Origin of the sequence: Sphingorhabdus sp. SMR4y (genome assembly GCF_002218195.1) — a bacterium.
In the GTDB taxonomy this organism is placed as follows: Bacteria; Pseudomonadota; Alphaproteobacteria; order Sphingomonadales; family Sphingomonadaceae; genus Parasphingorhabdus.
This window is the reverse complement of sequence record NZ_CP022336.1, coordinates 880,016-894,680: the sequence shown is the minus strand read 5'-3', so window position 1 is coordinate 894,680 and position 14,665 is coordinate 880,016. Positions and strand designations below refer to the sequence as shown.

The window sequence follows — 14,665 nt, the reverse complement described above, 5'->3', positions numbered from 1 at the left end:
GTCTCTACAGCTGATAGTGGTGACAGAGGGAGGAAAATGCAAGTCGGCAAAGCGACCGGAAACGGGACCTGTGACTTTTGCCATGGGAAGTTCATATTTGCAGCGCTATGCTGGCATTCATGAATGATCCTCTATTTTTCTCCGGCCAGTTTCTCCTCGCAACCCCCGGAATGGCCGATCCTCGCTTCTCACGCTCGGTGGTGGCGATTTGCTCGCATGATGAAAATGGAGCCTTGGGTATCAATATTGGCGAGACCATGGAGGGGATCCGTTTTCACGATATTCTCCGGCAATTCGACATCGACCTAACCGGAGCGCCCGATTGTGATGTCCATCTGGGCGGCCCGATGGAAACGCAGCGTGGCTTCATCCTGCACAGTCTGGATATCAACATGCTGGATACGCTCCAGGTCGGGGATCGATGGGGTCTCAGCAGTTCGGTCGACATGCTGAAGGCCATCGCTCAGGGGCGAGGGCCTGAACAGTGGATCATCGCGCTCGGCTATTCGGGATGGGGCGAGGGGCAGCTGGAAAATGAACTGACCCAGAATGGCTGGACAATCGCCGAGGGATCGCCCGACTGGCTCTATGAGAAGCGGTCCGGCGACAAATGGCTGATGGCCTGGGATGCATTGGGCATCGATCCGACAAAACTGTCGAGCGGATTTGGCAGCGCCTGAGCCATTGATTGTTTCGGTCTGGGTCGTGGCAGGCTCACAATATATCAAATATAAAGACATCTTTATATTTGCGTCCGGAGCCGCGAACCTCTATTGAAAAGCCATGTTGTCGTATCGGATTGCCCGTGCGGCATTTCGTTTTTCAAGGAGACATGACGTGGCCACCGCAACCCAGGATTATATCATCAAGGATATTTCCCTCGCCGATTTCGGTCGGAAAGAAATTGAAATAGCCGAAACCGAAATGCCGGGTCTGATGGCATTGCGGGAAGAATTTGGTGCAGAAAAGCCCCTGAAGGGCGCTCGCATTACCGGTTCGCTGCACATGACCATCCAGACTGCAGTGCTGATCGAAACCTTGCTCGAGCTGGGCGCGGAAGTGCGCTGGGCGTCCTGCAACATCTTCTCGACCCAGGATCATGCGGCGGCCGCAATCGCAGCCGGCGGAACCCCGGTCTTCGCAATCAAGGGCGAAACGCTGGAAGAATATTGGGCCTATGTCGAGCGCATCTTCGACTGGGGCACCGACCAGACCTGCAACCTGATTCTCGACGACGGCGGCGATGCCACCATGTTCGCGCTCTGGGGCGCGCGGGTGGAAGCCGGCGAAGAACTGTTCAAGCCGGAAAATGAGGAAGAAGAAGTCTTCGTCGCGACCCTGACCCGCTTTCTCGCGGAGCGTCCCGGCTATCTGACCCGGACGGTAGAAGCCATCAAGGGCGTTTCGGAAGAAACCACCACCGGTGTTCACCGTCTCTATGAGCTCGCCAAGATCGGCAAGCTGCCTTTCCCGGCAATCAACGTCAACGACAGTGTCACCAAATCCAAGTTTGACAATCTCTACGGCTGCAAAGAGTCGCTGGTCGACGCGATCCGCCGTGCCACCGACGTGATGCTGGCCGGCAAGGTCGCCGTCGTCGCCGGTTTCGGTGATGTCGGCAAGGGATCAGCACAATCGCTCCGCAACGGCGGTGCCCGCGTCCTGGTCACCGAAATTGATCCGATCTGTGCGCTGCAGGCAGCCATGGAGGGCTTTGAAGTCGTCACCATGGAAGAAGGCACGAAACGGGGCGACATATTCGTCACCACCACCGGCAACAAGGATGTCATCACCGTTGATCACATGCGCGCCATGAAAGATCGTGCGATCGTCTGTAACATCGGTCACTTTGACAGCGAAATACAGATTGGTGCGCTGAAGAACATGAAGTGGACTGAAATCAAGCCGCAGGTTGACGAAGTTGAATTTGCCGACGGCAAGAAGCTGATCGTTCTGGCGCAGGGCCGTCTGGTCAACCTGGGTTGCGCAACCGGTCATCCCAGCTTTGTCATGTCGGCCAGCTTCACCAACCAGGTGCTGGCCCAGATCGAACTGTGGCTGCGCCCGGAACAATATGAAAATGATGTTTATGTCCTGCCGAAGCATCTCGACGAGAAAGTTGCCGAGCTGCATCTCGCGAAGCTTGGTGTGAAGCTGGACAAGCTGAGCCAGGAACAGGCCGATTATATTGGCGTGCCGGTCGAAGGCCCGTTCAAGCCGGACCATTATCGCTACTAGGCGGAAAGCAATTCGCAATAAAAAGCCGGGTCATGCACAAAGCATGGCCCGGCTTTTTTGATGGTTGTTGCTGTGGTTAGCGGGCCGTGAACTGGGTTTTGCGCCGGTCCGGATTGCCGGGAAATTGCGGCCATTGATTCTGCGATAGCGCGCGGGCGCTGACCGACTGGAGACCGGCCTGTTTCTCGTACATCCAGTAGTTGCGCAGGATGATCGAGACATAGCCGCGCGTCTCCACATAAGGGATGCTTTCCATGAACAGCAGCGGATCATCATTGTCCCGCACTTCACTGTTCCAGCGTTGTACGGCTCCAGGGCCGGCATTATAGGCCGCGGCAATTTTTGGCAGCTTGCCGCCGGTGATCGATGATTTGCCAAGATATTCGAGATAGGACTGGCCATATTCCAGATTGGTCGATGGCCGGTAGAGGTCGGACTCGCTGAATTGCAGGCCATTGGCCCGTGCGATATCTCCGGCGGTTCCCGGACGAACCTGCATCAGGCCGATGGCGTTCGCGGGGCTGACCACTTTGCTGCGGAAGGCGGATTCCTGCAATGTATGCGCATAGACAAGCGCCGGGTCGACACGCCAGCCGCCGTCCGGTTTCCACTTCGGCGCCGGGAAGCGGGCCTGGGCATCGGGTTTTACACCGCGCGGCGCATTATGGGCGAGCCAGAGCTGGGTCCGTGGCAGATCAAGTTCGCGAGCCAGTTTGATCAGGGCAGGGTGGTCACCGCTGTCCCCGATTGTTGCTTGGTGCCGGAGCACCTCGTCGGCCAGCTGTTCTTCGCCAATTTCCACCAGAGCAATAGCTGCGCGGACATTCTCGTGCCGCTCGAGCGCGCGCCAGTCCGATTTTGCGAAGGATTCGCTCTGTTCGGATGGGCTCGCTTTCATACCGAGCGTTTGTGCTGCAAGCATGCCGTAAAAACTGTCATCGAAACGGGCCGCTGCCTGCAGCTTGCCTTGTACTCTTTCCGGCAGGCCGCATTTCAGGTCGGAACGGGCGCTCCAGTATAGGCCGGCTGCCTGCAGATCGACATTGGCGGCCGATCGGCCGACTTGCTCGAATGCATCGCCCGCCGAGCGGCAGTCGTTCAGCCTCCATGCGGCCAGTCCGGCCACCCAGTGCGCATGGCCGACCCATTCGCCGGAACCGTTTTGTGCCTGCCGGGCAAGGCGCAGGGCGGATCTGTCGTCATTCTCGATATAATAGGACCAGGCGACCCGCTGTTCCAGTTCCGTGCGCCCTTCGGACGACATTTGCGCGGCACTGGCATTCAGCAGTGCCTCGGCGCCTTGCGGATTGTCATTCTTGATAAAATCGATGATCTGGCTGCGCACACCATTGGCCGCGCTGTCTGAGCTTATTTCCTTTGGCTTCGAACGGATCGGAGAGCCGGGAATCCACGATAGGTTGCGGCGCTGGGGCAGATCGGGAAGCAACTGCGCGCCGCGTTTCTGGGCGAGACGGCCCAATTGTGCGGCTTGGGGAATCTGAGGTGCTTCATTGACCAGAGTCAGCAACGGTCCGAGTTCGGCTCGCGGACTGTTGGCAGCCAGAAAATATTCGGCCTGCGCGATCGGCTTCAGTGGGCCGGTCGGTGCCGTATCCAGCAAATTCTTCGCGACCTCCCAGTGATTGGTGCTCATGGCCGAAAACAGGGCACGATAATGATCCGACTGTTTCTGCTTAAGCTGCGAGGGAACATATTTTGCAATCGAAGCGCTGTTATAGAGTACGGCGCCATCGTCGGCGAGCGCGGGGGCCGCGGTGAGAGTGAGGAGCGATGCGGTCAGTGCAAATTTCAGTTTCACGAGGCAGAAATCCTTGTCAGCATTTGCAGATCCTTCCATGCTTCGGCCTTGAACAATGGCCGCTCGATCAGGATCCGCGGGTGAAATGTCACGATCGCCTCTGTTTGTGATGAACTATGGTTAATAAATTGCTTATTTTTTCGTGCGGTCAGCAGGTCCTGTCCGAAAATGATCTTTGCGGCCAGATCACCGAAGCAGATAACCCGATTCGGTCGAACCAGCCCGACATGATGCAGAAATCGCGTCTTCAGCGTCGGCCAATGCTGTTCGTCGATCCGGCCGTCATAGGGCAGGGATGTAGCGATGTTAGCCAAATAGAACTGGTGCGAATCGCACCCTATTGCCGCCAGCATCTTTTCCAGCAGCTTGCGGTTCTCCGGATTGAAAAGCTGTACTTCGCCATTGCGGTTTTTTTCCGGCAGCGCGGAAACCACCATGACTTCCGGTTCCAGCACCCCTTGCGGCGCCACTCTCTGATTAGACCAGCTTGATTCGATCAGATCCTCGTCACTGGCCAGCCAGTCGACAAATTCCGGATAGCTGGCCGGCAGCCGCTCGTTCTGTGCCGGGATTTTCACCGCTTCCGGCACGGGTTCCGTAACGGCTGCCGCCTGCGGCACCTCTGGTGCCGGCGCCGCTTTTGCGGCGGCCAGCAGGGCTCCGGGATGATCGGTATAATCCAGTTCGACGCCAGCCAGCGACCACCAGTCTTGCAAACTGTGGATCATCGACTCAGTCGACGGATTAGACGTTGGTGCAGGAATTAAATTCATTTATGCATAGAGTCATGAGTTGACGAATAGGTCAATTGGCGGGAAAGCAGGTTTCTGCCCAGCGGGTTTCGGTTTACGACAGACCGAATGTACAAGAGAATAAAAGCAAGAATTGTAGGAAAAGCGACATGAGCGAACGAGAGTCAATGCCTTATGATCTGGTGATAGTCGGGGGTGGCCCCGCCGGTCTCAGTGCAGCCATAAGGTTCAAACAGATGGCCGACGAAGCAGGCAAGGACCTGTCGGTCTGCGTGCTGGAAAAAGGCTCCGAGATCGGCGCGCATATCCTTTCTGGTGCGGTGATCGACCCCAAGGGACTGGATGAGCTTTTCCCGTCCTGGCGTGACGAGGATTGCCCGCTTGCGCAAACGCCAGTGACCGAAAATCACCACTGGATATTGACCAAGAAGAAGAAAATTTCGCTGCCCCATTTCATGACCCCGTCGTTCATGCACAACAAGGGCACCTATACCGGATCGCTGGGCAATCTGTGCCGCTGGCTGGCCGAGCGCGCCGAAAATATGGGGGTGGAAATTTTTCCCGGATTTGCGGCTGCCGAAATCCTCTACAATGAAGATGGCTCGGTAAAGGGCGTGGCAACCGGTGATATGGGCGTGGCGCGCGATGGCAGTCACAAGCCGGATTATGAACCGGGCCTCGAACTGCATGCCAAATATACATTTTTTGCCGAAGGTGCGCGCGGCCATCTGACCAAGATTCTCAAAAACCAGTTTTCGCTGGATGCCGAAAGCGAGCCGCAAATCTATGGTCTCGGGATCAAGGAATTGTGGGATATCGATCCTGCCAAGCACAAGCCGGGCCGCGTCATTCACTCGCAGGGATGGCCGCTCAGCGAAGGCGCTAATGGTGGTGGTTTTCTCTACCATCAGGCCGACAACCAGGTCGCGCTCGGCTTCGTCACCTGGCTGAACTACGAAAATCCCTATCTGTCCCCCTTCGAGGAAATGCAGCGCTGGAAGCAGCATCCCGAAATCCGCAAGATACTGGAAGGCGGCAAGCGCGTTTCCTATGGCGCGCGGGCGATCAACGACGGCGGTTTCCAGGCCGTTCCCAAGCTCTATTTCCCTGGTGGCGCGCTGATCGGCTGTTCCGCCGGTTTCGTCAATGTTCCGCGCATCAAGGGCACGCACACTGCGATGAAGACCGGTATGATGGCCGCAGAAGCCGCTTATGAAGCGATCGTGGCCGATCGCACCAGCGACGAGCTGACCGCATATGGCGCCGCATACGAAAATAGTTGGGTTCGGGAAGAATTGCGCGTGGTTCGCAACGTTCTGCCGGCGGTTGAGAAATATGGCGATTTCCTAGGGTCCATCATTTCCGGCATCAACATGTGGGCCGAGCATCTGAAGATCAAAATGCCGTTCACGATGAAATTGCACCCCGACTGGTCGCGTCTGAAACGCGCGGAACATTGTCATCCGATCGAATATCCGAAGCCCGATGGCGTGATCAGTTTTGATCGCCTGTCGTCGGTATTCCTGTCGAACACCAACCATGAAGAAGACCAGCCGGTCCATCTCCAGCTCAAAGACCCGAATATCCCGGTCGATGTCAATCTGCCGGTCTTCGCCGGGCCGTCGGCACGCTATTGCCCGGCCGGTGTCTATGAATTTGTCGAGGACGAGGCCGGCAAGCCGAAGTTCCAGATCAACGCGCAAAATTGCGTGCACTGCAAGACCTGTGATATCAAGGATCCGGCCCAGAATATCAACTGGGTGGTTCCTGAAGGTGGCGGAGGTCCCAATTATCCGAATATGTAGTCTCGGCCTGTCTGCGCTGCTCGCCGCTGGACTAGCCGGCTCACCGGCACTTGCCAGTCGCGGCGACAGTGCCGCAGCGCTCAACCGCTTTGTCGAAGCCAGGCTGGCTGAATCGTCCGATCAGTCGCAGGTCGCTGCGGCCATTTATGCGCAGAGCCTGAAGGAACAGCCGGACAATGCCCTGCTGGCCGGCAAGGCCTATGTCAGCGCCATTGAAACGGGCGATGTCGAACTGGCGGTAAAAGCCGTTCGAGTCCTGCAATTGCGCGGCCAGGCCGAGCCCGAAATGCCGCTGCTGCTCTTCGCCTCGGCTTTTGCGCAGCGCGACTGGAACGGCGCTGAACTTGCCGCTGTCGAACTGGAGGCGCTGAAGAATTTTGCCTTTCTTGAACCCTTTCTGGCGGCCTGGTTGGAAACGGCAAGAGGGGGCGACGGCATCGCCATTCTTTCGCGGGCCCGAAGCGATGCCACTGCCCGCTACTATCTTGAAGAACATCTGATCCTGAACAGCCTCGCCCACCGGCGGGAAAAGGAAGCGCTCGCCCTGCTCGGTGCAGTGGTCGAACGCAACGAACCGCGGATGGCGCCGGTGCGGATGATCGCGGCCCGCCATTTGTGGGCCAGAAATGAACCGGAAGCGGCGAAGGATATCCTGAAAACACGGTCGACCGCGCCGGAGCAAAGGCTATATCAGCAGATTGAAACCGGACAGAAAAAGGGTGTGGCACAAAAGGTGTCCGCATCCACCGGTCTGGCCTTTCTCTTTCAGCGGCTCTCGAGCGATCTCGCGTCGCAGCAGGCCGATTTTCTGTCGCAACTGCTGGCGTTGGCCAGCGCGCATGTGGCCGGCAATTCCGACTATGCCCGTCTGATGCTGGGACGATCCTATGCTCGGGCGGAAAAGCATGATCGCGCGGTTGCCGAATTCTCCCGGATCGGCAGCGAGAGTCCCTATTTTCTTGTCGGACTGAGCTCCGGGATCGCCAGTCTGGTCGCTGATGGCAATTACAAGCAGGCGATTGCCCGGCTCGATTCGGTCATGGACCGGGATCCGGATTCTCCGGAACTCCATATATTGAAGGGACAGACGCTTCAGGCGCAGGGCGACCATGCGGCGGCAGCGGGTGCATTTGCCTCGGCGGTCAGGCTGGGGGAGAGACTGAACCGCTCTGATCTGGTCATGGCCAATTACTGGCTCGCGCTGGGCGGAGCGCAGGAACAGGCCGGAATCTGGCCGGAAGGGCTGGAATCCCTGCGCCGGGCCAATGAACTGCAGCCTAATTCTCCCACGATCCTCAACTATCTTGGCTATGCCCAGCTCGAACGGCGGGTGAACAAGGCGGAAGCGGTAGCCGCGATCAAGCAGGCACACGAATTGCGATCGACCTCGCCCGCGATCACCGATTCCCTCGGCTGGGCCTATTTCATCACCGGTGACCATGAACGCGCCGTCACCTATCTCGAGACGGCGCTTGAAGGCCAGCCGCAGGACCCGACCATCAACGAGCATCTCGGGGATGCCTACTGGACCGTCGGTCGGATTTATGAAGCGCGTTACGCATGGAAATCCGCGAAACTGTTCGCGGAAGACGAGGATGCGCAACGTCTTGCCAGTAAAATAGACCTGGGCCTTCGGCCCGACCTTGTTTCGCCCTGATGCCCGGTCCGGATTTGGGCGCGCGGGATGAAGAAACGGCCTATGCGAAAATCAATCTGGCGCTGCACGTTCGCAGGCGGCTCCCCGACGGCTACCACGAACTGGAGACGATATTCGCCTTTCTCGACCGGGGTGACGGGATATCGGTGCAGTCGGGCGAAAGCATTTCCTTGCAGATTGATGGTCCTTTTGCGGATGGCCTGAGCACGACCGACAATTTGATTCTGCGCGCGGCCAACCGGCTTGCGCAGCATGCAAATGTAAAGCGGGGTGCTCACCTTCATCTCGACAAAATGCTGCCGGTGGCCTCGGGTATCGGGGGAGGCTCGGCGGATGCCGCGGCGACATTGCGACTGCTCAACCGTTTCTGGCAGCTTGATCTGCCGCAGGCCGAACTGGCGGATGTCGCGCGACCGCTAGGCGCCGATGTTCCAGCCTGCCTCGCCAGCCGGACCTGCCGCGGCACGGGTATTGGTCAGGATCTTGAGCGGATCCTTGATACAGACTTGCGCGGCACTGTCGCTCTGCTGGTCAATCCGCTGGTTCCGGTTTCGACGGCAGCAATATTCGCGGCGTGGGATGGCGTTGATCGCGGTGCTCTTGAAAGCGGTTCGCCGATAGAATCCGCTCGCAATGGCAGGAATGATCTGCAGGATCCGGCGATAGCTCTGGTACCGGAACTGACCGGATTGCTCCGGTCGCTGGAGGAGTGCCAGCCGATTGTTGGCCGGATGTCGGGATCGGGAGCTACCTGTTTTGCCCTGTTCGATTCGGTTGGTGACGCCAGAATGGCGGAGCGCCACTGCCGCAAGACGATGGACCGAATATGGACGATGATCGGGGAAATCCGTTGACCGACGCGTACGAAATTTCCGGTGTCCCTTCCGAAGGCGGGGTGCTGCTTCTGGTCGACCATGCCTCCAGCCACATTCCCGATGACATCGACCTCGGCATTTCACCACAATATGCCCGGGACCATATCGCCTATGATCCCGGAATTGCGCCGATAGCCCGGCTGATGACCGAGCAGGGTGGCTATCTTGCCATTCTCAGTACGGCTTCCCGGCTGATCGTCGATCTCAACCGCTATCCCGACGAACCAGCCGTCATCGTGGAGCGCAGCGACGGCGTCGAAATTCCGGGCAATCGTCTTTCCGAAGAGGAAAGGCAGGCGAGGCTGGATCGCTTTTTCATGCCCTATCATGACCGGGTCGCGGCGCTGATCGCCGACTTGAAGCCGGTTCTGGTGGCCTCGCTGCACAGTTTTTCGCCGGTGCTGCGCACCAATCCGCAACTGCAACGCCCGTGGGATATGGGAATCATGTATAATGAACATCAGACGGCTCCGCGTCTGGCGCTTCAGTTTCTTGGCGAAGAGGAAGGTTTGATCGTCGGTGACCAAATGCCTTATTCAGGCAAGGATCTCAACGCGACGATGAACCGGCAGTGTGAAACCATCGGCCAGCCCTATATCGGGGTGGAGGTCCGTCAGGACCTGATCCGTGAAGAGACCGGACAGCGGCGTTTTGCCGATATTTTATTGCGTACGTGCGATAAAATAAGAACGGCTCTTGCTTAACCGGCGGACTTTTGGAAGGACGATCCGGAAATTGCCATATTGGAAAGCCAGAATGACCAACAGATTCGATAAATCCCGCTTGCCCAGCCGTCACGTCAGTGTCGGTCCCGAACGCGCGCCCCAGCGCAGCTATTATTATGCAATGGGCATGACCGAAGAAGATATCGCAAAACCTTTTGTCGGAATCGCTTCCGCGGGTAACGACAGCGCGCCCTGCAACACATTGCTCGACGGTCAGGCTGATATTGCGCGGGAAGGCGTGATCGAAGGCGGCGGCACCCCGCGGCGGTTCAACACGATCACCGTGACCGACGGCATTGCCATGGGCCACCAGGGCATGAAGGCCTCGCTGGTCTCCCGCGAAGTCATAGCCGACAGCGTCGAACTGAGCGTTCGCGGCCACTGCTATGACGCGGTGATCGGCTATGCCGGTTGCGACAAGAGCCTGCCCGGCATGATGATGGCGATGCTGCGGCTCAATGTCCCGTCAATATTTGTCTATGGCGGCTCTATCCTGCCCGGCCGTTTCCACGACCATGATGTCACCGTGGTGGACGTCTTTGAAGCCGTCGGACAGCATAGCGCCGGCAATTGCCCGTTGCAGGAACTGATCGAACTCGAGAAAGTCGCCTGCCCGGGGCACGGTGCCTGTGGCGGCCAGTTTACCGCCAACACCATGGCCTGCGTTGCCGAAGCGATCGGCCTGTCGCTGCCGAACAGCAATATGGCACCGGCCCCCTATGAAACCCGCGACGACATGGCGCGCGCCGCCGGTCGTCAGATCATGAACCTGATCGAACTCAATCTGCGGCCGCGCGATATTTGTACAAAGGATGCCTTCATCAACGCCGCGCGCGTGGTCGCCGCCACCGGAGGCTCGACCAACGCCGCCTTGCACCTTCCGGCAATGGCCAGCGAAGCGGGTATCGACTTTGACCTGTTCGATGTCGCCGAAATCTTCAAGACCACGCCCTATCTGGCCGACCTGAAACCGGGCGGCAAATATGTCGCCAAGGACATGCATGATGCCGGCGGTGTCTACATGTTGATGAAGACGATGATGGACAACGGGCTGATCAAGGGCGACTGCATCACCGTCACCGGCAAGACGCTCGGCGAGAATATCGAGGAAATCGTCTGGAACCCGGACCAGAAAGTGATCTACGACGTACAAAATGCGATCACGCCAACCGGCGGTGTTGTCGGTCTGCGCGGTTCCCTGGCCCCGGAAGGCGCTATCGTGAAAGTCGCCGGCATGGCCCGCCTGCAGTTCCGTGGCCCGGCCCAGGTTTTCGAATGCGAGGAAGATGCTTTTGATGCCGTCGAGGACCGGCAGATCAAGGAGGGCGCCGTAGTCGTCATCCGCAACGAAGGGCCTAAGGGCGGCCCCGGCATGCGCGAGATGCTAGCCACCACCGCTGCGCTTTACGGCCAGGGTATGGGCGAGAAAGTCGCGCTGATCACCGATGGGCGCTTCTCCGGTGCCACCCGTGGTTTCTGCATCGGCCATGTCGGACCGGAGGCGGCCGATGGAGGGCCTATCGGCTTGATCGAGGACGGCGACATGATCAATATCGATGCCGAAAAGGGCATCATCGATCTGGAAGTCGACGAGGCGATATTGGCCGAGCGGCGGAAAAACTTCACGCAACGCGAAACCGATTATGGTTCCGGTACGTTGTGGCGCTATGCTCAGAATGTTGGGCCGGCCTATAAGGGTGCGGTCACCCATCCGGGGGCCAAGGCGGAAAAACATGTCTATGCGGATATATAGCGCTGTTGCTTTAATATTATTGTTGACGGCCTGCGAAAACAGGCCGGACAATGCTGTGCTTGCAGAAGCAGAACAGCGTGCGGCAGCGCAAGCCGGGGACGACGGGAAAATCAGTTGCGCCATCGACGGTGCCAGCGATTTTACCCGTGACTGTCTGGTTGAGCGGTTGAGCGGTGAAAATGGCGTCACGATGATCATTCGTCATCCCGATGGCGGCTTTCGTCGCTTCAATGTCCTGACCGATGGCCACGGCCTGGAAGCCGCTGACGGTTTTGACAAGGCGCGGATATCGATTGTCGAAGATGGCAAGATTCAGGTCAGCGTCGGACCGGATAAATATCTGTTGCCCGCGCAGATCAAGCCGGACGCGGGTGCGCAGGGATCATCTGCCAGCCAGGAAGATCCGGCAACAGCCGGAAACTAGAGGTCCGCATGATCAATCAGGGAAATATGCTGACCGCCGCTGAAATGAAGCGCGCGGAGGACAGGCTGATCGATTCCGGAATTTCGGTCGACGAACTGATGCGTCGCGCGGGGCAAGGCGCCGCGCAGATGATCTGGCGAATCGCCGCCGATCAGCCGACCCTGGTGCTCTGTGGCCCGGGTAATAATGGCGGTGACGGTTATGTCATCGCGCAGTGGTTGCGCGAAAACGGCGTTGACGTCTGCGTTGCCGCGCCGCTTGATCCGACAACCGACGCCGCGCGCCATGCCAAGTCGCTATGGCAGGGAAAGACAGCCTCCCTGGAAGAGGCGCAACCCGCCGCGCAATTTGTCGACTGTCTCTTCGGCACCGGATTGACGCGTGCCATTGGTGACGACTGGTTCAGCCACTTCTCTCGCTTGTTCGACGGCGCGAGACGGAGGGTCGCTATTGATCTGCCCAGTGGGATTGAATCCGATCAGGGCAAATTGCTCAACGATACCCCGGCCTTTGATATGACGATAGCGCTCGGGGCCTATAAGCCGTCCCATTATCTGGAGCCGGCGCGATCGAAAATGGGTGGTCTGGTCGGGATAGATATTGGCATTACGGCGGACAGCGATCTTCTGATATTGCCGAAACCGCATATATCCGCACCGACTTCGGCAGACCACAAATATAGTCGCGGTCTCGTTGCCGTGGTTGCCGGGGCGATGCCGGGGGCCGCGCAACTCACCGCGATGACCGCTCAGAAATCCGGAGCCGGCTATGTCAAAATATTGGCCGCGTCCGGATTTTCGTCCCCCCATCCGAGTATCGTGGTCGAGACCGTGGAAGATAGCCCCGACCTGCAGGAAAAACTGTCGGATCAGCGCATCTCTGCGATCATAATCGGTCCGGGACTGGGTCGCGATGACCGGGCGAGGGAACTGCTGGATATTGCATTGGCAGCCGATGCACCGCTGGTCATCGATGCCGATGCGCTAACCGTGGCCGGAACGCAATTTTCTGCGCTGGTAAAGAAGCGCGATGCCGCGACGATCGCGACCCCCCATGCCGGAGAATTTGCCTCCCTGACGGGGCAGGCACCCCGGCACAAAATCGAGGACAGCCGAAAGCTCGCGGAGCAGGCCGACTGTAGCATTTTGCTGAAAGGCTCGGATACGGTGATCGTCAGTCCCGAGGGCGAGGCATCTCTGTCGACGCAGGATTGTCCGTGGTTGTCGACAGCCGGGACCGGCGACATATTGGCCGGGATCATCGCAAGCCGCTTGGCAACGGGCCTCACTGCTTATAAGGCAGGCTGCGAAGGCCAGTGGCTGCACAGCCGGGCCGGACAACTGGCTGGCCCCGCTTTCACGCCGGAAATGCTTGTCGACCAGATCCCCGCCACCTTGCAGGAATGTTTATGATCGCGACCGCCGATCCCGACCTGATCATTCGCGTTGCCGCGAAGGGCGATGGTGTGACCGCTGACGGTCGCCACATTGCTTTTTCTGCGCCGCTCGATCGGCTGAATGATGAGGGTGGCCTGATCAAGGGGCCACATCATGTTGAACCGCCCTGTCAGCATTTCCAGTCCTGCGGCGGTTGCAGCCTGCAACATCTCGATGCCGAGAGCTACACCCGCTTTCTCACCGAGCGCGTGGCCTATGCACTGGAAGGCCAGGGGCTGGTCGCCGGAACCATGCACCCGCCCCAGATTTCCCAGCCCAGAAGCCGAATCCGTGCCAGCCTGCGGGCGGCGAAGCTGGGCGACCAGTTCAAGCTCGGGTTCAGCGGAGCCGGCAGCCACAGGATTGTCGATCTCAAGCAATGCGAGATCATGGCGCCCGAACTATTCGCTTTGCTCGCGCCGCTGCGGAGCTTTCTCAAAAAGGTCTCTCGCCGCAAACATGACATGAATATCGAGATGACCCTGATCGATCAGGGTGTCGATCTGCTGATCAGCAATTACGAACCGGAAGGTCTGGAGCAGCGCGAAGCGCTGTCCGCCTTTGCCCAGGACAACGGTGTCGCGCGCCTGTCGGTCGACGGCGGCTATGGTCCCGAAACCCAGTGGGAACCGGAACCGGCAACAGTCACGTTGAATGGCACTGTCGTCGGTTTTCCGCACAGCAGCTTCCTGCAGCCAACGCGGGAAGGCCAGCAGGCTCTGGTTGCTGCCATGCGGGACGCGGTTGGTGAAGCGCGTCTGGTGGCGGACCTGTTCGCCGGGCTTGGCACATTTACCCTGGCTCTTGGCCCGGACCAGAAAGTCTACGCGGCCGAAGGCGCGCGCGATGCTATCGGGTCGCTGAAAATGGCCGCCAACCATTCGCCCCGGCAGATATTCTGCGAGCACCGTGACCTTTTCCGGCGGCCGCTAAGCGTTGAAGAGCTGAACCGCTTTGACGCCGTCATTCTCGATCCGCCGCGCGCCGGTGCGCGCGACCAGATCTTGCAGTTGGCGCAGTCCGACGTCGCGAAAATATGTTATATCAGCTGCAACCCGGCCAGTTTCGCCCGCGATGCCAAGCAGCTTTGCGAAGCGGGTTACAAACTCGACCAGGTCTGGCCTGTCGGCCAGTTTCTCTGGTCGACCCATGTCGAGCTTGTTTCCAGCTTCAGCCGCTAG

General features: G+C 58.7%; 12 protein-coding genes. 10 read left to right on the top strand and 2 right to left on the bottom strand.

What is annotated here, in order from left to right:
• Window positions 1-119 precede the first annotated feature (119 nt).
• Window positions 120-680 carry a YqgE/AlgH family protein gene (locus tag SPHFLASMR4Y_RS04180; protein ID WP_260807068.1) on the top strand — a complete coding sequence of 187 codons (561 nt, stop codon included), beginning with the start codon at window positions 120-122 and terminating at the stop codon, window positions 678-680.
• A 157-nt stretch (window positions 681-837) separates the two neighbouring features.
• A complete protein-coding gene (gene ahcY, locus SPHFLASMR4Y_RS04175; protein WP_236553829.1) occupies window positions 838-2,238 on the top strand; it encodes an adenosylhomocysteinase in 1,401 nt (466 codons plus the stop codon).
• A 76-nt stretch (window positions 2,239-2,314) separates the two neighbouring features.
• Here the strand turns inward: ahcY and SPHFLASMR4Y_RS04170 are convergent, their stop codons facing one another.
• Together SPHFLASMR4Y_RS04170 and SPHFLASMR4Y_RS04165 are read right to left on the bottom strand one after the other, a co-directional pair.
• Window positions 2,315-4,057, bottom strand: a complete 1,743-nt coding sequence (locus SPHFLASMR4Y_RS04170; RefSeq protein WP_260807067.1) for a lytic transglycosylase domain-containing protein — start codon at window positions 4,055-4,057, stop codon at window positions 2,315-2,317.
• Window positions 4,054-4,785, bottom strand: coding sequence for a uracil-DNA glycosylase family protein (locus SPHFLASMR4Y_RS04165; RefSeq protein WP_186266040.1), 732 nt, complete (start codon window positions 4,783-4,785; stop codon window positions 4,054-4,056). The genes SPHFLASMR4Y_RS04170 and SPHFLASMR4Y_RS04165 overlap by 4 nt, the downstream gene beginning before the upstream one ends.
• Window positions 4,786-4,958: 173 nt before the next feature.
• On the opposite strand from SPHFLASMR4Y_RS04165, the gene SPHFLASMR4Y_RS04160 reads away from it, so the two are divergent.
• The 8 genes from SPHFLASMR4Y_RS04160 to SPHFLASMR4Y_RS04125 are packed head-to-tail and all read left to right on the top strand — an operon-like array spanning window position 4,959 to window position 14,665.
• Window positions 4,959-6,614: an electron transfer flavoprotein-ubiquinone oxidoreductase gene (locus SPHFLASMR4Y_RS04160; RefSeq protein ID WP_089132435.1), complete on the top strand. Its 1,656-nt coding sequence runs from the start codon at window positions 4,959-4,961 to the stop codon at window positions 6,612-6,614.
• Window positions 6,583-8,271 carry a tetratricopeptide repeat protein gene (locus SPHFLASMR4Y_RS04155; protein WP_089132434.1) on the top strand — a complete coding sequence of 563 codons (1,689 nt, stop codon included), beginning with the start codon at window positions 6,583-6,585 and terminating at the stop codon, window positions 8,269-8,271. The genes SPHFLASMR4Y_RS04160 and SPHFLASMR4Y_RS04155 overlap by 32 nt, the downstream gene beginning before the upstream one ends.
• A complete protein-coding gene (locus SPHFLASMR4Y_RS04150; protein WP_089132433.1) occupies window positions 8,271-9,125 on the top strand; it encodes a 4-(cytidine 5'-diphospho)-2-C-methyl-D-erythritol kinase in 855 nt (284 codons plus the stop codon). The genes SPHFLASMR4Y_RS04155 and SPHFLASMR4Y_RS04150 overlap by 1 nt, the downstream gene beginning before the upstream one ends.
• Entirely contained in the window at window positions 9,122-9,850 is a 729-nt protein-coding gene (locus tag SPHFLASMR4Y_RS04145; RefSeq protein ID WP_260807066.1) for an N-formylglutamate amidohydrolase, read from the top strand. Before SPHFLASMR4Y_RS04150 ends, SPHFLASMR4Y_RS04145 begins: the two co-directional genes overlap by 4 nt.
• Before the next feature lie 52 nt (window positions 9,851-9,902).
• Window positions 9,903-11,624: a dihydroxy-acid dehydratase gene (gene ilvD, locus SPHFLASMR4Y_RS04140; RefSeq protein ID WP_089132431.1), complete on the top strand. Its 1,722-nt coding sequence runs from the start codon at window positions 9,903-9,905 to the stop codon at window positions 11,622-11,624.
• A 55-nt stretch (window positions 11,625-11,679) separates the two neighbouring features.
• Entirely contained in the window at window positions 11,680-12,048 is a 369-nt protein-coding gene (locus SPHFLASMR4Y_RS04135; RefSeq protein WP_145955452.1) for a hypothetical protein, read from the top strand.
• Between the two features lie 8 nt (window positions 12,049-12,056).
• Complete coding sequence (locus SPHFLASMR4Y_RS04130) at window positions 12,057-13,460, top strand: NAD(P)H-hydrate dehydratase (RefSeq protein WP_089132429.1); 1,404 nt, start codon at window positions 12,057-12,059, stop codon at window positions 13,458-13,460.
• Window positions 13,457-14,665: a class I SAM-dependent RNA methyltransferase gene (locus SPHFLASMR4Y_RS04125; protein WP_089134671.1), complete on the top strand. Its 1,209-nt coding sequence runs from the start codon at window positions 13,457-13,459 to the stop codon at window positions 14,663-14,665. The genes SPHFLASMR4Y_RS04130 and SPHFLASMR4Y_RS04125 overlap by 4 nt, the downstream gene beginning before the upstream one ends.